Consider the following 18318-nt stretch of genomic DNA (forward strand, 5'->3'; position numbering starts at 1 on the left):
GGAGGTACTCACTGTTCAATTTTGTATAAAGGCGTTGCAGCCATGGGGAAGCGAGCGGGCGCTTGTAGTTCATAATGGCCGCCGTGGTTTTGCCGGGAGATGAAGAATTGTTAACTGGATGCTGGTTGGGGCTTGTGGTGCTCGCGATGGCATTGGCCGGCTGTGGCAACGGCGCTTGCGTGGAACAAATCGGTGGCTCGACCATGGGCAGCACCTGGTCGGTCAAGTATGTACGGCACGCCGGGGTCGCCGATCCTGCGCAGGTGCGCGGCGAAGTGGAAGCCGTCCTTGGCGAAGTCGATCAACAGATGTCGACCTATCGCAGTGATTCAGTCATCGAACGTTTCAATTCCTTGCCCGCCGATAGCTGCCAGTCCATGCCGGCGGCGGTGCTCGAATTGGTCCGCATCGGCGACCAGCTTTCAACACAAAGCGAAGGCTCCTACGACCTGACCGTGGAGCCGCTGCTGGACCTCTGGGGATTTGGCCCGCAAGGACGCGAAGAAAAAGTCCCCGATGCGGCCGCTCTGGCCGAAGTCATGCAGCGGGTCGGCCATCAACACCTGCGCATTGACGGTGACCATTTGTGCAAGGATGCCGCCGTCGCAGTCGACTTCAACAGCATCGCAGCCGGTTATGCCGTGGATGTCATCGCGGTCAGATTGCAGCACATGGGCATCGACAATTATCTGGTCGAAGCCACGGGAGAGCTCAAAGCCAAGGGCAAGAAGCCTGACGGCTCAGCATGGCGCATCGCTCTCGAAGAACCCCGGGATGACCAGCAAGTGGCCGAGCGGATTATCGATGTCGATGGCTATGGTGTTTCCACTTCTGGTGACTATCGCCACTACTTTCTGCAAGACGGCCGGCGTTATTCCCACACCTTCGATGCACGTAGCGGGCGGCCGGTCCTACACGACCTGGCGTCAGTCACGGTGATTCATCCTTCAGCGTTGATGGCCGATGGACTATCGACGCTGTTGCTGATTCTCGGGCCGGAAAGGGCGCGGGACTATGCCCAAAAGCATGGCATTGCTGCATTCTTTGTCCTGCGTGCCGATACAGGTTTCGACACCCGCAGCAGTCAGGCATTTACGCAGCTTGTCGGTGAAAAAAACTGACCGAAGACAAGACGAAAGCTGGCGTTGTAGTGCAGGCAAAAGTAGCCTACGACGCGACCAAGGGTTAATGTGCGCGGCGTTGACGCTTCTATAGACTGTGTCCGGGTTCTTCACTGGCCCCCAATTGTTCCTTCGCGCCGCCGTTCGGCGTGATTTAGCCGCCGGTGCTGTTGGCACCGCGGCCTGTTCTGAGGAGTACGCATGGCTGTCTACAACTACGACGTGGTGGTACTGGGTTCCGGCCCGGCGGGAGAAGGCGCGGCAATGAACGCCGCCAAAGCGGGGCGCAAGGTCGCGATGGTCGATAGCCGTCGTCAGGTCGGCGGCAACTGCACCCACCTCGGCACCATCCCGTCCAAGGCACTGCGTCACTCGGTGCGGCAGATCATGCAGTTCAACACCAACCCGATGTTCCGCGCGATCGGCGAGCCACGCTGGTTCTCCTTCCCGGACGTGTTGAAAAGCGCCGAAAAAGTCATTTCCAAACAAGTCGCCTCGCGCACCGGCTACTACGCCCGTAATCGCGTCGACGTGTTCTTCGGTACCGGCAGCTTCGCCGACGAGCAAACCATCGAAGTGGTCTGCGGCAACGGCGTGGTCGAGAAGCTGGTGGCCAAGCACATCATCATCGCCACCGGTTCGCGTCCGTATCGCCCGGCGGACATCGATTTCCACCACCCGCGTATCTACGATAGCGACACCATCCTCAGCCTCGGCCACACCCCGCGCAAACTGATCGTTTACGGCGCTGGTGTGATCGGTTGCGAATACGCGTCGATCTTCAGTGGTCTGGGTGTGCTGGTCGAACTGGTCGACAACCGTGGCCAGTTGCTGAGCTTCCTCGACTCGGAAATTTCCCAGGCGCTGAGCTACCACTTCAGCAACAACAACATCACCGTGCGCCACAACGAGGAGTACGACCGCGTCGAAGGTGTGGACAACGGGGTGATCCTGCACCTGAAGTCCGGCAAGAAGATCAAGGCCGACGCCTTGCTCTGGTGCAACGGCCGTACTGGCAACACCGACACGCTGGGGCTGGAAAACATCGGGGTCAAGGTCAACAGCCGTGGCCAGATCGAAGTCGACCAGAACTACCGCACCTGCATAGAGAACATCTACGGCGCCGGTGACGTGATCGGCTGGCCGAGCCTGGCCAGTGCCGCCCACGACCAGGGCCGTTCGGCCGCTGGCAGCATCGTCGACAATGGCAGCTGGCGCTTCGTCAATGACGTGCCGACCGGCATCTACACCATTCCGGAGATCAGCTCGATCGGCAAGAACGAGCAGGAGCTGACCCAGGCCAAAGTGCCGTACGAAGTCGGCAAGGCGTTCTTCAAGAGCATGGCGCGTGCACAGATCGCCGGTGAGCCGCAGGGCATGCTGAAGATTCTCTTCCACCGCGAAACGCTGGAAGTGCTCGGCGTGCACTGCTTCGGTTATCAGGCGTCGGAGATCGTTCACATCGGTCAGGCGATCATGAACCAGCCGGGCGAGCTGAACACCCTGAAGTATTTCGTCAACACCACGTTCAACTACCCGACCATGGCCGAAGCCTATCGGGTAGCGGCGTACGACGGCCTCAACCGGCTTTTTTGACGGGCTCCGGCCGGTGGCCTGAGCCGGCCGGGGAGACCGATTTCAGCAATTCTCAAGGGTGGCAGTGGCCAAACCGGGAAAGTCTGTAATCAGGCTGTCAACGCCGAAGTCGGCGAGTCTGCGCATCAGTGCAGGCTCGTTGACGGTCCACACCGACACATGCAGGCCCTGACGTTGCGCTTTTTGCAGGCGTTCCGGCGTACACAGCGTCCAGTTCAACGCGAGAATCTCGCAACCGTAACTGGCCGCAACCTTCAATGGATCAAGCCAGGCGTACTCGGCCACCAGGCCACGCGACACGTCCGGCACCAGATCCAGCGCTGCCTTCAAGACTTCCCGCGAACTCGAGGTGATCGTGACCTTGTCGAGCAGGCCATGGCGCTGAGCCATTTCCCGAATCGCCAGCACGGTAGTTGCCGCGCGGGTGCGTGAAGCGCTTTTGACTTCCAGCTGCCAGTGCTCGAAATCACACTTCTCGAACAACTCTTCCAGCGTCGGAATCGGGCACGGCTTGATCCAGCCCGGGCCACCCTTGCGCGCGTCGTAGGTCACCAGTTCGGCGGCGGTGTGCTCGACGACTTTGCCGCGGCGCTCGGTGGTGCGCTTGAGCGTCGGGTCGTGAATGACCATCAGTTCACCGTCCCTGGACAGGTGCAGATCCAGTTCGCAGCGGCGCACGCCGTGCTTGAGGCATTCCTGAAAGCTGCTCAGGGTGTTTTCCGGTGCTTCGCCCTTGGCGCCGCGGTGGCCGTAGATGAGGGTCACGGTGCTTCCTTAAGTTAAATGCCAGAGTCGTTCTGTTCGCGGGCCAGACGGCGTTCCTGGGCCTGCTTTTGCAAGATGTAGCGCGCAAGCAACTGGCGCTGGGCATCGGTCGGGCGCTCGAACTCGGTGCCGACGTCATAGCCATCGCCCTTCGGATCGCAATGGGTAACCCGGGCGCGCAACAGCAGGCCCAAGGCTTGCGGCATCAGCACCAGTTTCACCGACAGGTGCGCGCCAGTGGCAATCGGGGTCGGGTACTGAAAATCGATTCCGCCCTCGGAGATGATTACCGGTTGCGGCTCGCCGATGTGGCCGAGCACGGTCAGGGCGACCACCTGGCTGAGCAGGTCGATGCGTTTGTTCTGCGATTTGAGGAACGCAGCGATGGCGCGGTCGCGCTCGCTGATCTGGCGCAGCAGGTGCTGCGACTCGAATTCGCTCAGGTGTAATTCGCTGAGCAGGTTGAAGAGTGGGGAAGCATCCTGCAACACTTCCTCGCCTGCGGCTTCGGGAGCGGACAGGGGCCGAATTTCCAGTGCGATCATGTCCTCGATACGGTAGTATTCGCGGCGATCTTCTTCATCTAATGTCGACATGGCGAACCCATGGTAGCGGCGGTGGTCTGAGTGTAAAGCTGGTTTTCGACCCCCGCCACAAGGACGTTCCTTTTCCCTCCGAACAAGCCCCGACATGTTCAGACCTCTCTTCGTATTTATCGGCACGCGTTATACCCGTGCAAAGCGTCGCAATCATTTTGTGTCCTTCATTTCCCTGACTTCGATGATCGGACTCGCCCTTGGCGTGGTCGTGATGATTGTCGTGCTGTCGGTGATGAATGGCTTCGATCATGAGATGCGCACCCGCGTGCTGGGCATGGTGCCCCACGCCACCCTTGAGACCGGCGAGCCGATCAACGACTGGCAGAGCCTGGCCGACAAGGTCAAGCAGAACCGGCAGGTGACGGCAGTAGCGCCGTTCACCCAGATGCAGGGTTTGCTGACCAACAATGGTCAGGTCTCCAAAGTGCTGCTCAATGCCATTGATCCTGCGCTCGAGCGCAATGTGTCGATCATCGACAACTTCATGAAGCAGGGCAAACTCGACGACCTGACACCGGGTAGCTTCGGCATCGTCATCGGCGACAAGGCCGCGACCAAGCTCGGCGTTGGTATCGGTGACAAGATCACCTTCGTCGCGCCCGAAGTCAGCGTCACCCCGGCAGGCATGTTCCCGCGCATGAAGCGTTTCACCGTGGTCGGGATTTTCCACGTCGGCGCCGGCGAGCTCGACGGCTACCTGGGCGTGACCAACCTGCAGGACCTGGCCAAGATGCACCGCTGGAAAGCCGATCAGGTGCAGGGTCTGCGGCTGAAGTTCGACGATCTGTTCCAGGCCCCGCGCGAGGCGTGGAACATCGCCCAGCAGCTCGGCGAAGATCGTTACTACGCCCGCGACTGGACTCGCACTCACGGCAACCTGTATCAGGCGATCCGCATGGAAAAAGCCATGATCGGCCTGCTGTTGCTGCTGATCGTCGCCGTCGCCGCGTTCAACATCATTTCCACGCTGGTGATGGTGGTGAACGACAAGAAGGGTGACATCGCCATTCTGCGTACCCTCGGCGCGACGCCGGGCACCATCATGCGCACGTTCATGGTTCAGGGCACGGTGATCGGCGTGGTCGGCACGGCCATCGGCGCGGTGGTCGGGATCCTTGCGGCGCTGAATGTCAGTGCGGCCATTTCGGCGCTTGAAGGGTTGATCGGCCACAAATTCCTTAATGCTGACGTGTATTTCATCGATTATCTTCCTTCGCAGGTGCAAAGCCAGGACGTCGTCATGGTTTGCGCCGCTGCGTTGGTCCTGAGTTTCCTCGCCACCCTGTATCCCGCCTGGCGTGCCGCGCGCACCCAGCCGGCGGAGGCGTTACGTTATGAGTGAGTCGGGCATGAGTGAACAAGCAATTCTGAGCTGCCGTAACCTGGGCAAATCCTACGAGGAGGGGCCTGAGTCGGTACAAGTGCTGGCCGGCCTGCAACTGGAGTTGCACCCGGGCGAGCGTGTGGCGATCGTTGGCAAATCCGGTTCCGGCAAGAGTACGTTGCTCAACCTGCTCGGCGGTCTCGATACGCCGAGCAAGGGCAGCGTCTGGCTCGATGGCGAAGAGCTTTCGGCCCTGAGCGAGAAGAAGCGCGGTTTGCTGCGTAACCGCGCCCTTGGTTTCGTTTACCAGTTCCACCATTTGCTGCCGGAATTCACCGCGCTGGAAAACGTCTGCATGCCGCTGTTGATCGGCAAGACGCCAATCCCGGAGGCGCGTCAGCGTGCCACGGCATTGCTGGAGCGTGTCGGTCTCGGCCATCGTCTGGAACACAAGCCGGCGGAACTGTCCGGCGGCGAACGTCAGCGTGTGGCCATCGCCCGCGCCCTGGTCAACAACCCGGGGCTGGTGATGCTCGACGAGCCAACCGGCAACCTCGACCTGCACACCGCCGAAGGCATTCAGGATCTGATGCTGGAGCTGAGCACGTCGATGCGCACGGCGTTCCTGGTGGTGACGCATGACATGAACCTGGCTCGGCAGATGGACCGCGTCCTGCAATTGCAGGAAGGTTGCCTGACTCCCATCTGACTGGCTGAAACCCGGCGCCCGTAAGGGCGCCGGGTCTTTTATTTCTATACGGTGCCCCAGCGAATGTTCAGACCGTTATCGATCTTTATCGGCACGCGCTATACCCGCGCCAAGCGCCGCAATCGCTTTGTTTCGTTCATTTCGATGACCTCGATGATCGGCCTCGCCCTCGGCGTCCTGGCGATGATCGTGGTGCTGTCGGTGATGAACGGCTTCCAGCGCGAAATGAGCTCGCGCATCCTCGGCATGGTGCCGCACGCGACCATCGTCGGCGTCAAGCCGATCGACGACTGGCAGCCGGTGGCCGCCGCCGCGATGAAAAACCCAGAAGTGACCGCCGCCGTGCCGTTCACTGAAATGGAAGGCATGCTTTCCTACAAGGGTTCGATGCAGCCGATCCAGATCAGCGGCGTCGATCCGGCGCAGGAAGGCAAGGTCTCGATCGTTGCTCAGCACATCGTCCAAGGGCGTCTGGATGCCTTGAAGCCGGGCGAATTCGGTGTGGTGATCGGTGAAATCACCGCGCGGCGTTTTCGCCTCAATGTTGGCGACAAGATCACCCTAATCGTTCCGGAAGTCAGTACCGCGCCGGGCGGTATCACCCCGCGCATGCAGCGCCTGAATGTGGTTGGCGTGTTCAAGGTCGGCGCCGAGCTGGACGGCTCGATGGGCCTGATCCACGTTGCCGACGCTGCGGCCATGCAGCATTGGCAGCCGAATCAGGTGCAGAGCGTGCGGTTGGCGGTCAAGGATCTGTACGCCGCGCCGAAGGTGTCTGCGGACATTGCCGCTGGCCTCGGTGCCGACTTCAAGGCTGACGACTGGACCCACACCCAGGGCAGCCTGTTCAGCGCGATGAAGATGGAAAAAACCATGATCGGCCTGCTGTTGCTGATGATCGTCGCGGTAGCGGCGTTCAACATCATCGCGACGTTGATCATGGTGGTGAACGACAAAGGCGCCGACATCGCGATCCTGCGCACCATCGGCGCTACGCCGCGGCAGATCATGGCGATCTTCATGGTGCAGGGCACGGTGATCGGCATTGTCGGCACCATCATTGGCGGTGTGCTGGGCGTGATTGCCGCGCTCAATGTCAGCGAGATGGTCGGCTGGGTCGAGCGCGTGACAGGCCAGCACATCTTCAGTTCGGACGTGTACTTCGTCAGCAACCTGCCCTCGGAGCTGCAGAGTGGCGATGTGCTGTTGATCTGCTCGGCAGGTTTCATTCTGAGCTTTCTGGCGACGGTGTATCCGGCATGGCGAGCGGCGAAGATCGAACCGGCGCATGCCTTGAGATATTCGTAAGCCACTCCATGCTCGTTCCCACGCTCTGCGTGGGAATGTCTCAACGGACGCTCTGCGTTCGGCTCTTGAAGGGACGCGGAGCGTCCCGGGCTGCGTTCCCACGCAGAGCGTGGGAACGATCAGGTCCGAGGCAACTCGATTACAAACCGCGTCCAACCCGCTCCAGATTCGCAATGAATCGTCCCGCCATGGGCCCGCACGATCGACTGAGTGATCGCCAAGCCCAACCCGGCATGCTCACTACTGCCTTCCTGCCGCGCCGGATCCGCTCGATAGAATCGGTCAAACAAACGTGGCAACACCTGCGCTGAAATTCCCTGACCACTGTTCTCGACGCAGACGCGAACAGCGTTCGCCTGATCGACGATGCTCAACCGCACATAACCTTGAGGCGGGGTAAACCGCAGCGCGTTATCCAGCAGATTCGACAAGGCCCGGCGCAACATGCCGCGATCACCATCGATGTGCGCCTCGCCCTCACGACTCAAACTCACGCCGGCGTCTTCGGCCAATGGTGCAAAAAACTCCAGCAACATGTCCGCCTCATCCGCCAATTCCAGCGGTTCGCGGGTGGGCATCAGCAAACCGTGGTCAGCCTTGGCCAGATAGAGCATGTCGTTGACCAGTTGCGCCATCCATTGCAGTTCTTCAAGGTTGCTGTGCAGCGCTTCGCGATAGTCTTCGAGCGGGCGAGGGCGGGTGAGGGTGACCTGAGTGTGTGTCAGCAGGTTCGACAGTGGGGTGCGCAGTTCATGGGCTATGTCGGCAGAGAACGCCGAAAGACGCTGAAACGAGTCGTCGAGGCGTGCGAGCATGGCGTTGAAGCTGTGGGCCATTTCCGCAAGCTCTGGCGGCATCTTCTCTTCAGGCAGTCGGGCATTCAGCGATTGCGCAGAAATCCCACGGGCCACCGCGCTCATTCGTCGCAACGGGCGCAGACCGCTGCGCGCGGCCCAGGCACCGAGCAGGGCCGTGGCTAGCGCTGACAGGCCGACGGTGAGCCAGATCAGATGCTGCATGCGCTCAAGAAAATGCTGGTGATGGGTGATGTCCAGGAGCAACGTCAGCTGCGGCGTATCCATGGTCTCCGGGTAGAGTGGGGCGCGAAGTACGCGGTAGTCGGTCCCTTCATGGCTGATGGTCGACAGTCCGGTTAGCAGCGGCAGATTCTTCGGGATTTGAACCGAGCTGTCGTACCAGTGCTGACCGTCGCCGCTGGTAATGCGCAGCGACAGATCCGCCTGACGGCTGAGTTCATCGGCCAGCCGCGCTTCGCGCTGAGCAGGCTGCAGATCCTGCAAGGCGCGGCGCAGGCCGATCAGCTGAGCTTCCAGTTGCTGTTGGTCGAGTTCGATGAAGTGCGCCTCGCTGGCGCGGTCGAACAGGACCCCGGCGAGCAGCGAAACCACTGCGGTGCAGGCGGCAAACAGCAGGGCGAGACGTGTGCTCAAGGACAATCGACGCATCACAGCGCGCGCTCCTCGAGCACGTAACCCATGCCGCGCACGGTGTGGATCAGCTTGTTGGGGAAATCGTCGTCGACCTTCAGGCGCAACCGACGAATCGCTACTTCGATGACATTGGTGTCGCTGTCGAAATTCATGTCCCAGACCTGCGAAGCGATCAGCGACTTCGGCAACACTTCGCCCTGACGGCGCAAGAGCATTTCCAGCAGGGCGAACTCTTTGGCGGTCAGGTCGATGCGCTGGCCACTGCGTTCGACGCGGCGGCGGATCAGGTCCAGACGCAGATCAGCCAGTTGCAGGCTGGTTTCCGGCGGCGTGGCGCTGCCGCGGCGCAACAGGCTGCGCACCCGCGCAAGCAGTTCGGAAAAGGCGAAGGGCTTGACCAGATAATCATCGGCGCCCAGTTCAAGGCCGTGAACCCTGTCATCCACCGCGTCTTTGGCGGTCAGAAAAAGTACCGGTGTGTCCAGCCCGGCACTGCGTACCGCCTGGACAATCTGCCAGCCACTGCGCCCGGGCAGCATCACATCGAGGATCAGCAGCGCGTACTCGCCGCTCAAGGCCAATTGCTGGCCGCTGTAGCCGTCGGCCGCCAGCTCGGTATTGAACCCGGCCTCGGTCAGGCCCTGGCGCAGGTATTGGCCGGTTTTCGCTTGGTCTTCGACGATCAACAGTTTCATGGGCGACTCGGGGCTGGTTCGGGATGAATAACGGGCGAGGGCGTTATACCTTGAGAGCGAGCAATAAGCGCCAAGCTGACAAAGTTGTAATCTGCCTGTCAGGTCGATGCCAGTGCAGGGTGGTTAGAGTTTCCCACAAGCTGAACTTCCTCTTGTTGGAGCCTGACCATGTTTTTTCGTTTATCCCTGACGTTAGCCGCCTGTCTGCTCGCATTGAGCTCGCCCGTCTCGGCGACACCGGCGCACGCCTTCGCCTTCGGCCAGCCGGCTGCCGCGAGTCAGGCCTCACGCAGTATCGAGATCGTCATGGGCGACATGAACTTCGATCCGAAAACCATACAGATCAAGGCCGGTGAGACGGTTCGCTTTGTGCTGGTGAATAAAGGCCAGTTGCTGCATGAATTCAACCTCGGTGATGCGGCGATGCATGCCAGTCACCAGCAGGAAATGTTGCAGATGCAGCAAAGCGGCATGCTCACGCCTACTGGAATTAAGGAAATGTCCCACGACGTGGCAGGCATGGATCACGCAGCGATGGGCCATGGCATGCAGCATGACGACCCCAACAGCGTGTTGGTCGAGCCGGGTAAAACCGCCGAGCTGACCTGGACTTTCAGCAAGGCCACGGCGCTCGAGTTTGCCTGCAATATTCCCGGGCATTATCAGGCGGGGATGGTCGGCAAATTGACAGTCAGTCAGTAAGCACTCAAAGGCGCGGGCAAAGGCTGGTAGAATCCGCTGATTCTTCAGTCAGGTTTCCGCCATGCATCCCGCAGCCGAACATTCGCCGCTGGGCAAATCCAGCGAATACATCGCCACTTACACGCCGTCCCTGTTGTTCCCGATTCCGCGCACCGCGAAATGGGCCGAGCTGGGCCTGACCGCCGAAACCCTGCCTTATAAAGGTGTGGATTTCTGGAACTGCTTCGAACTGTCGTGGCTGCTGCCCTCGGGCAAACCGGTGGTGGCGATCGCTGAATTCAGCATCCCGGCGGACTCGCCGAACATCATCGAATCGAAGTCGTTCAAGCTCTACCTCAACTCGCTGAACCAAACGCCGTTCGCCGACGTCGCGACATTGGAAGCGACGCTGGTCAAGGATCTGTCCGCCGCTGCCGGCAAACCGGTGGGCGTGCGGGTGCGCAGTTTGAAAGACGTGGAAGCTGAAGGCGTTGTGGCATTGCCGGGTGTGTGCATCGACGATCTGGATATCAGCGTCAGCAACTACGAACACCCACGCCCGGAGCTGCTGCGTTGCGACGATTCGCGAATTGTTGAAGAGAGCGTGCACAGCCATCTGCTCAAATCCAACTGTCCGGTGACCAGCCAGCCGGACTGGGGCAGCGTGGTAGTGGACTATCGCGGCGCAGCGCTGGATCACGCCAGCCTGCTCGAATACATCGTCAGCTTCCGCCAGCACTCTGACTTCCATGAGCAATGCGTGGAGCGGATCTTTCTTGATCTGCAGCGGTTGTTGAAGCCGGAGAAACTCACGGTGTTTGCGCGCTATGTGCGGCGGGGTGGGCTGGATATCAATCCGTATCGCAGTACCGAAAGCGTACAGCTGCCGAACCATCGCCTCGTACGCCAATAAACTACCCAATGTGGGAGCGGGCTTGCTCGCGAAAGCGTTGTGTCAGTCGACATCATTGTTAAATGAAACCCCGCATTCGCGAGCAAGCCCGCTCAAACATTTGACCGCGTTTCAATATGAAAAAGCCCTGCCATCGCTGGCAGGGCTATTTTCCGGCGGGGCTCAGATGCCCATGCTGCCCAGCGTATTCATGATATTGCGCAGGGTGCCGGCGATCGCCGGGTGTTCGACTTCGAAGCGCTCGACCGCCAGGTTCACGCCATCGGCGATGCTCGCGTCCTGAGTGGCAGTTTCCAACTGGATTTCCGATTCGATCTGCGCCATCAGCGCATGCAGATCTTCACGTTCGGCTTCCGACAGCGGTGGATTGTGTTCCAGCTGCTCGCGCAGGGTATCGAGCTGTTTTTGCAGTTCTTGGGCGGGCATGGTGGTTTCCTTTTATCAATAGGCACTGGCATTGACCGCAGCCGCGCGCCAAAGGTCTATGGCTGACCTTTAGATTAATCCACTCTCGGTAAACCTGCATGACGCCGGTCAGGGCTTTTCGCCTTTGGCACGGCGCAGGCTGATGTCGGCGAGACAGGCATCGAGTTCGCCGAGGTGATCGATCACCGAATGCACACCCAGGCTGAACAACTGCACGGTGGCCCTGCCGCGCAACTGTTCGCGTTCCTTTTGCGAGAGGGCCTGCCATTCGCGTGGGCTCAGGCCGCACAGTGATCCACAGGACGCCAGGCCAATCGTCCATAGCCCTGCGTTCAGGCCGGCCTTTAACAGACGCGGCTCACCGCTGACCAGCACGCCACCGTCGAGGCGGTCGATGTTCAGATCCATCAACGCTTGCCAGCACGCATTGGGGGCTGGCCACGGATTCATTGTTGCTGAATGTTGCGTGGGTTTGATCCAGTCCGGCAGCGCGGCGGCCAGTGACCGAGCGAGGGCAGCGGGCAGTTCGTCGAGCCACGCGCAGGGAATTCCCTGGCGCTGCAAACTTTTCAGGCTATCGAGTGCGCCGGGCGTAGTTTTGGCATGTTCCGGCTGGGCGTCGAGCTCTTGCGCGGCGCGGGCGCCGAAATCCACCAGGCAACCGCTCAGGCCGAACAGTACGGCAGTCAGACTGGGCGCGGCGACGGGCAAGGTTTCGGCGTGAGTCATGGCAACGTCCCTGAAATAACGCCAAGACTAAGGCGCGCGGGTGACAGTTGCATGACAGCCCTGTGAAAGTCGACGTAGGAAACTTCCTGCATATCGTTGCAGCGGCGCACTGCCCAAATCGCCGTTTGCGCTTATACTAGCGGCCTTAATGCGCGGGCCGAGAGGGCCGCGCCAGTATCAAATCCAAGGAGTTTTTCTATGCGCTGGAGCCCTTCGCTCACTCAGCTAAGTGTATGTGCCAGCCTGTTGCTGGCGCCGTTCGCCACCCAGGCGGCCACCGAAGAAGACCCTTGGGAAAGCGTCAACCGGCCGATTTTCCAGTTCAACGACTTCGTTGACACCTACGCGCTGAAGCCTTTGGCGCAAGGTTATGAGTTCGTCACCCCGCAGTTTGTCGAAGACGGCATCCACAACATGTTCCGCAACGTCGGTGACGTCACCAACCTGGCGAACAACATTCTGCAGGCCAAACCGGCTGCCGCGGGCGTTGATACCGCCCGATTGATTTTCAACACTACCTTCGGTCTGCTCGGCTTCTTCGACGTCGGCACCAAAATGGGCTTGAACCGCAGCGACGAAGATTTCGGCCAGACCCTCGGCTACTGGGGCGTGGGCAGCGGTCCCTACGTGATGTTGCCGCTGATGGGCCCGAGCACCCTGCGGGACGCGCCGTCCAAGTACGTCGACAGCTACACTGGCATGTACCGCTACATCGATCACGTGCCGACGCGTAACTCGATCTTCGGCCTGAACATCGTCGACACCCGCGCCAGCCTGCTGTCGAGCGAGAAGCTGATCAGCGGCGACAAATACACCTTCATCCGCAACGCTTACCTGCAGAACCGCGAGTTCAAGGTGAAGGACGGTCAGGTCGAAGACGATTTCTGATTTCGACCGGTGACAGAAAGGCGACCCTCGGGTCGCCTTTTTTGTCCGCGCCAGAGCGTCGCCTGCAACGGCCGCTACCTTCCATCGGGTTACGGTTAGAGCGGTTCTTATAACTCCCGGTGATTTGACAAACAAAGTCGTCAAGCGACAATCGGCGCATGCTTGAAACGCTCTGCGGATGGGAGTACCGTCTGCGCCTTAGAAGGGCACCTCTGTTTAAAACCGCGCGCCAGGCGAATGCTTGAAAGCGTTGCAGCAGAGAGGCTAGAAAGCGAATCCAGTAGTCTGCGCAGGGCCGTTGCCCCGCTCACTACGCCAACCTAATTCTGGCGCCGTTTGCCCACATGCCAAAAACCAGTGCCACGCTGCTGATAATCGATGATGACGAGGTAGTGCGCGCGAGTCTCGCGGCCTATCTGGAAGACAGTGGTTTCAGCGTCCTGCAGGCCGGCAACGGTCAACAGGGTCTTCAGGTATTCGAGCAAGACGAGCCCGATCTGGTCATCTGCGATCTGCGCATGCCGCAGATGGGCGGTCTGGAACTGATCCGTCAGGTCACCGAGCGCTCGCCAGAGACACCGGTGATCGTCGTCTCCGGTGCCGGGGTGATGAACGACGCGGTCGAGGCCCTGCGCCTGGGCGCGGCGGATTACCTGATCAAGCCTCTCGAAGGTCTGGCTGTGCTCGAGCACTCCGTGCGCCGGGCCCTGGATCGTGCGCGGCTGTTGCTGGAAAACCAGCGTTACCGCGAGAAGCTGGAGAAGGCCAACCGGGAGCTGGAAGCCAGCCTGAACCTGCTTCAGGAAGACCAGAACGCCGGTCGCCAGGTGCAGATGAACATGCTGCCGGAAAGTCCGTGGAGCATTGACGAATTCCACTTTGCCCACCAGATCATCCCGTCGTTGTACCTGTCGGGTGATTTTGTCGACTATTTCCGCGTCGATGAGCGCCGGGTCGCGTTTTACCTGGCGGATGTTTCCGGTCACGGCGCGTCATCAGCCTTCGTCACCGTGCTGTTGAAATTCATGACCACGCGTTTGCTCTTCGAGTCGAAACGCAGCGGTACCTTGCCGGAGTTCAAGCCTTCGGAAGTGCTCGGTCATATCAACCGGGGGCTGATCAGTTGTAAGCTGGGTAAACACGTCACAATGGTCGGTGGAGTCATCGACGAGGAGACCGGTTTGTTGACCTATAGCATTGGCGGCCATCTGCCTTTGCCTGTGTTGTACACGCCTGACAGTGTTCGTTATCTCGAAGGCCGTGGTCTGCCGGTGGGGCTGTTCAATGAAGCCACCTACGAAGACCACGTGCTCGAGCTGCCACCGACGTTCAGCCTGACGCTGATGTCTGATGGCATTCTGGATCTTTTGCCAGAAGCAACGCTCAAAGAAAAAGAAGCTGCTTTGCCCGAGCGGGTGAAGTTGGCGGGCGGCAGCCTGGATGGTCTGCGGCAAGTGTTTGGTTTGGCCACGCTAGGGGAGATGCCGGATGATATCGCCCTGTTGGTGTTGAGCAGGAATCTTCAATGAGTACCGGTAGAATCCAGTTCGCCGAGCAGGACGGCACGTTCGTCCTGAAGTTCGTCGGTGAAGTTCGCCTGACCCTGTGTTCGGCGTTGGATGCGACTATTGAGAAAATCTTCACCGCGCTGAATTTCAACGCGATCGTGATCGATTTGACCGAAACCCGCAGCATCGACAGCACGACGTTGGGCCTGCTGGCCAAACTGTCGATCCTGTCGCGGCAGAAGGTCGGCCTGTTGCCGACGGTTGTCACCACCCACGAAGACATTACTCGGCTGTTGCAGTCGATGGGTTTCGAGCAGGTGTTCAACATCGTCAATCACCCGGTGCCTTGCCCGGAGTGCCTGGACGATTTGCCGGACCAGGACCAATCCGAAGAAGTGGTGCGGATCAAAGTGCTGGAAGCGCACAAGATTCTCATGGGCCTTAACGATTCCAATCGTGAAGCGTTTCATGATCTGGTGAATGCGCTGGAAAGACACTGATCTCGTGAATTGATGGTGTCGGGGCTTGCTCGCGAAGGCTTCAGTTCGGTCAAGGCGCCTCTCAATGCAGAATGAAAAAGGGCGAACCCTCACAGGTTCGCCCTTTTTGCATTCTACAAACTCAAATCACAGCTTGGCCTGCAACAGCGCTTCGAGCTTCTCCTGATCGCGGGCGAACTGACGGATGCCTTCAGCCAGTTTCTCGGTGGCCATCGCGTCTTCGTTGGACAACCAGCGGAATTGCGCTTCATTGAGGCTCAGACGCGCTTCACCGGCATTGCCCGGCGCCAGTTTGCGTTCCAGCTTGCCGGTGTCGGCGGCCAGCTTCTCCAGCAGTTCCGGGCTGATGGTCAAACGATCGCAGCCGGCCAGTTGCTCGATCTGGTTGATGTTACGGAAGCTGGCGCCCATGACCACGGTCTTGTAGTCATTGGCCTTGTAGTAGTTGTAGATGCGCGTCACCGACTGCACGCCCGGATCATCGGCGCCGGTGTAGTCGTTGCCGTTGGCCTTCTTGTACCAGTCGTAGATACGGCCCACGAACGGCGAGATCAGGAACACCCCGGCATCGGCGCAGGCGGCGGCCTGGGCGAAGGAGAACAGCAGGGTCAGGTTGGTCTGGATGCCTTCCTTCTCGAGGATCTCGGCAGCGCGGATGCCTTCCCAGGTCGAGGCGATCTTGATCAGCACGCGGTCGCGGCCGACGCCGGCCTTGTCGTACAGCTCGATCAGGCGATGCGCACGCTTGAGGATTGCATCCTGGTCGAAGGACAGACGCGCATCCACTTCGGTGGAGATGCGGCCCGGAACCACGTTGAGAATTTCCTTGCCCACTGCGACACCGAAACGGTCGCTGGCCAGGCCGACATCGCCCTTGCAGTCGCGGACGCAATCGTTCAGCAGTTCGGCATAGCCGTGAATGGCAGAAGCCTTGAGCAGCAGGGAAGGGTTGGTAGTGGCGTCGACCGGTTTGACTCGGGCGATCGCTTCGAAGTCGCCAGTGTCGGCAACCACGGTGGTGAACTGTTTGAGTTGTTCCAGCTTGGAAGTCATGGGCGTGCTCTATCCTATGGGTCTGAAGACATTACCCGAGCGCTGACAGGCACTCAAGGGTGCATTCGTGCATCGAAGGCCCCTGCGGCAACAACCTGAAAACGATTGTTTGAAAGGCGGGGCGCGGTGTCGCTGAATACGATGCCAAAACAGCCCACAGGTTCAAAGCAACCGACCTGTGAACAGACCGGTTGCCCAAGGCTCACTCAGCGTTCAACAGACCTTCCACGGACAACCGTGCCGGTTTTGGCTGGCCGTCAGAGGTGAGAAAGCCGAAGTTCTTCTCACGATCGTTACTACCTGAATCACTGTTCCGCCATTCATAGATAGAGGTCAGGGGAATATTCAGGCGTTTAACGTCGGTAATAAACGCGTTGATTTTGGTCGCTTGCCCCTCAGGACCGCCGTTGGAGGCGAGGGCCGAAACTCCCCATTCGCTGATGACACCCGGCAGATTGAAGTTCTGCTGAATGAACGTCTGCGCGTTGCTGATCTGCGTGGCGGTCATGCCGTAAGGGTGATAGGACACGGCGTTCAAGCACTTGGGGTAATCGCTGACGATGCTTTTCAGCGCCACCGTCGACGCCGAGCCCGCGCTTGGCGGCCGGGCAAAGCCGAAGCCGACGCGTGGTGTCGTCTGCGGCTGACCTTCGAGGGTCTTGCACATACCGGCCATGAACGGCACGAACGTGGTGTCGAAATTGCGCGTCGGCCAATAGGTTTCCAGATCAGGCTCGTTCCAGATTTCGATCGCCACCAATTGCGAACTCCAGGTTTTTTCCAGCCCGGTCACGGTGTTGGCGAACTTACCGCCGGCGGCGTTCAGTTCCTCCGGCGAAGTGGCCGGCAGAGCCTTGATTGCGCGCACCGTCAGCAGCACCGGCAGCCCGGCGGAAGCGGCGGCGGCGAAGGCATCGCTAACCTGTTTCTGATAAGTCTTCGCGGTGAGGCTGTCGCTCCACACGCCGAAGCGCACAAAGCTGAAGCCGGCCGCTTTGATTTGCGCGGCATCGGCGGCGGTGAAGCTCTGGATCTTCACCTGCACGCCGATGGTTTTCGCCGGAAGGTTGGGGAACAGCTCACTGGCGTGAACCTGGCTGGTGGCACCGAGCGCCATCAGGGCGAGGGCGGCGAGTTTATTGCGCTGTGCTGTTTTCATGTCTGCTCTCCTGAAGAGAATGACAACTACGAATATTTATCCCGTCACACAATTTCCGATAACGGTGATAGCACTAAGTGCGCGAATGTTATTTTTTGTCAGGAAAACAGCAGCTGAAAATCACAGTTATTTTTAGTCCGCTAATTGTGGTTGGGGCGGCTTAAAACGCTGTGGTACTTAATGTTCCTGTACTAACAGGGCGAAGCTATTTCTGAGTGCAGGAAAGTCGTGAGGGTTCATTAACTTTTTACGGCATGTTGGCTGTTTGATATTACACAGGAAAGCAAGACTTGTTCAAAAAGATCCTCGTTGTCTGCGTGGGCAATATATGCCGAAGTCCGACGGCTGAACTGCTGCTGCGCAATGCACTGGGCGCGTCCACCATCAAGGTGTCCTCCGCCGGCCTGTCCGCCCGCGTAGGCGAGGGGGTGGAAGCCTCGGCGCGGCAGGTTCTTGAAGAGCACGGGCATTGCGCCGAGGCGTTCAAGGCGCGGCAACTGACTTCGGACATCGTCAATGACTCGGACCTGATCCTGGTGATGGAAAAGGCCCACGTCAATCAAGTGCTGAAGATTGCCTCGCACGCCAGAGGCAAAGTGTTTCTGCTCGGCAAATGGCAGAGCGAGCGCGAAATACATGATCCGTATCGTCAAGGCAAGGCCGCTTTCATTCATGCCCACGCATTGATTGAAGATGCAGTTAGTTCATGGGTAAAGCGTCTCGGACATTGATGAATATTCTTCAGAACAGTGAATGGTAAGAACAGACTTATGCAGGGCGGCCGCAAAAACTGAGTGCAACACCTGACCTTTCCGGTACGGTGCTGCCACTATGTCCTATCACGAACTCAGTATCCCCGAACGTGCGACCCTTCAACTCGGCCTTGCCCAAGG

At 59.5% G+C, this 18318-nt stretch carries 19 protein-coding genes; 11 read left to right on the forward strand and 8 right to left on the reverse strand.

Annotation, left to right across the window (positions count from 1 at the left end):
* The first annotated feature begins 74 nt into the window (after nt 1-74).
* Entirely contained in the window at nt 75-1121 is a 1047-nt protein-coding gene (locus ACP7D9_RS29250; protein ID WP_426160399.1) for an FAD:protein FMN transferase, read from the forward strand.
* A gap of 201 nt (nt 1122-1322) precedes the next feature.
* A complete protein-coding gene (gene sthA, locus ACP7D9_RS29255) occupies nt 1323-2717 on the forward strand; it encodes a Si-specific NAD(P)(+) transhydrogenase (protein ID WP_039760770.1) in 1395 nt (464 codons plus the stop codon).
* A gap of 42 nt (nt 2718-2759) precedes the next feature.
* On the opposite strand, the gene ACP7D9_RS29260 is transcribed toward sthA, so the two are convergent.
* A complete protein-coding gene (locus tag ACP7D9_RS29260) occupies nt 2760-3482 on the reverse strand; it encodes a glycerophosphodiester phosphodiesterase (protein ID WP_426160401.1) in 723 nt (240 codons plus the stop codon).
* 14 nt (nt 3483-3496) lie between these two features.
* Entirely contained in the window at nt 3497-4078 is a 582-nt protein-coding gene (locus ACP7D9_RS29265) for a PilZ domain-containing protein (protein ID WP_101158757.1), read from the reverse strand.
* 94 nt (nt 4079-4172) lie between these two features.
* Here ACP7D9_RS29265 and ACP7D9_RS29270 point away from each other — a divergent pair, with 94 nt between their 5' ends.
* The 3 genes from ACP7D9_RS29270 (at nt 4173) to ACP7D9_RS29280 (ending at nt 7422) form a co-directional block, all read left to right on the forward strand.
* Nucleotides 4173-5423: a lipoprotein-releasing ABC transporter permease subunit gene (locus ACP7D9_RS29270; protein WP_101158756.1), complete on the forward strand. Its 1251-nt coding sequence runs from the start codon at nt 4173-4175 to the stop codon at nt 5421-5423.
* A complete protein-coding gene (lolD, locus tag ACP7D9_RS29275) occupies nt 5416-6114 on the forward strand; it encodes a lipoprotein-releasing ABC transporter ATP-binding protein LolD (RefSeq protein WP_101158755.1) in 699 nt (232 codons plus the stop codon). The genes ACP7D9_RS29270 and lolD overlap by 8 nt, the downstream gene beginning before the upstream one ends.
* 63 nt (nt 6115-6177) lie before the next feature.
* Nucleotides 6178-7422, forward strand: coding sequence for a lipoprotein-releasing ABC transporter permease subunit (locus ACP7D9_RS29280; protein ID WP_101158754.1), 1245 nt, complete (start codon nt 6178-6180; stop codon nt 7420-7422).
* A 119-nt stretch (nt 7423-7541) separates the two neighbouring features.
* On the opposite strand, the gene ACP7D9_RS29285 is transcribed toward ACP7D9_RS29280, so the two are convergent.
* The gene (locus ACP7D9_RS29285) at nt 7542-8888 is read right to left on the reverse strand and encodes a heavy metal sensor histidine kinase (protein WP_426160402.1); all 1347 of its coding nucleotides are present in this window, start codon (nt 8886-8888) and stop codon (nt 7542-7544) included.
* Entirely contained in the window at nt 8888-9568 is a 681-nt protein-coding gene (locus tag ACP7D9_RS29290) for a heavy metal response regulator transcription factor (protein ID WP_426160403.1), read from the reverse strand. The genes ACP7D9_RS29285 and ACP7D9_RS29290 overlap by 1 nt, the downstream gene beginning before the upstream one ends.
* A 168-nt stretch (nt 9569-9736) precedes the next feature.
* Here ACP7D9_RS29290 and ACP7D9_RS29295 point away from each other — a divergent pair, with 168 nt between their 5' ends.
* Together ACP7D9_RS29295 and queF are read left to right on the forward strand one after the other, a co-directional pair.
* Nucleotides 9737-10270, forward strand: a complete 534-nt coding sequence (locus ACP7D9_RS29295; protein ID WP_101158751.1) for a cupredoxin domain-containing protein — start codon at nt 9737-9739, stop codon at nt 10268-10270.
* A gap of 61 nt (nt 10271-10331) precedes the next feature.
* Entirely contained in the window at nt 10332-11162 is an 831-nt protein-coding gene (gene queF / locus ACP7D9_RS29300; protein ID WP_101158750.1) for an NADPH-dependent 7-cyano-7-deazaguanine reductase QueF, read from the forward strand.
* A 162-nt stretch (nt 11163-11324) separates the two neighbouring features.
* Here the strand turns inward: queF and ACP7D9_RS29305 are convergent, their stop codons facing one another.
* Together ACP7D9_RS29305 and ACP7D9_RS29310 are read right to left on the reverse strand one after the other, a co-directional pair.
* Nucleotides 11325-11588, reverse strand: a complete 264-nt coding sequence (locus tag ACP7D9_RS29305; protein ID WP_016775472.1) for a DUF4404 family protein — start codon at nt 11586-11588, stop codon at nt 11325-11327.
* 108 nt (nt 11589-11696) lie between these two features.
* Nucleotides 11697-12317, reverse strand: a complete 621-nt coding sequence (locus tag ACP7D9_RS29310) for an HAD family phosphatase (protein WP_426160404.1) — start codon at nt 12315-12317, stop codon at nt 11697-11699.
* 198 nt (nt 12318-12515) lie between these two features.
* On the opposite strand from ACP7D9_RS29310, the gene ACP7D9_RS29315 reads away from it, so the two are divergent.
* The 3 genes from ACP7D9_RS29315 (at nt 12516) to rssC (ending at nt 15213) form a co-directional block, all read left to right on the forward strand.
* Complete coding sequence (locus ACP7D9_RS29315; protein WP_101158860.1) at nt 12516-13205, forward strand: MlaA family lipoprotein; 690 nt, start codon at nt 12516-12518, stop codon at nt 13203-13205.
* A gap of 344 nt (nt 13206-13549) precedes the next feature.
* Nucleotides 13550-14734, forward strand: a complete 1185-nt coding sequence (gene rssB / locus ACP7D9_RS29320; RefSeq protein WP_426160405.1) for a two-component system response regulator RssB — start codon at nt 13550-13552, stop codon at nt 14732-14734.
* Nucleotides 14731-15213: an anti-sigma factor antagonist RssC gene (gene rssC / locus ACP7D9_RS29325; protein WP_003226553.1), complete on the forward strand. Its 483-nt coding sequence runs from the start codon at nt 14731-14733 to the stop codon at nt 15211-15213. The genes rssB and rssC overlap by 4 nt, the downstream gene beginning before the upstream one ends.
* 126 nt (nt 15214-15339) lie before the next feature.
* Here rssC and tal read toward each other — a convergent pair whose 3' ends face one another.
* Together tal and ACP7D9_RS29335 are read right to left on the reverse strand one after the other, a co-directional pair.
* Entirely contained in the window at nt 15340-16266 is a 927-nt protein-coding gene (gene tal, locus ACP7D9_RS29330) for a transaldolase (protein WP_041477315.1), read from the reverse strand.
* Between the two features lie 202 nt (nt 16267-16468).
* Nucleotides 16469-17425: a glycosyl hydrolase family 5 gene (locus ACP7D9_RS29335; protein WP_101158858.1), complete on the reverse strand. Its 957-nt coding sequence runs from the start codon at nt 17423-17425 to the stop codon at nt 16469-16471.
* A 290-nt stretch (nt 17426-17715) separates the two neighbouring features.
* On the opposite strand from ACP7D9_RS29335, the gene ACP7D9_RS29340 reads away from it, so the two are divergent.
* On the forward strand, nt 17716-18156 hold the full coding sequence (locus ACP7D9_RS29340; protein WP_426160406.1) for a low molecular weight protein-tyrosine-phosphatase: 441 nt from the start codon (nt 17716-17718) through the stop codon (nt 18154-18156).
* Nucleotides 18157-18318: the final 162 nt, after the last annotated feature.

Source organism: Pseudomonas sp. TSRC2-2, assembly GCF_049897785.1.
Classification (GTDB): Bacteria; Pseudomonadota; Gammaproteobacteria; order Pseudomonadales; family Pseudomonadaceae; genus Aquipseudomonas.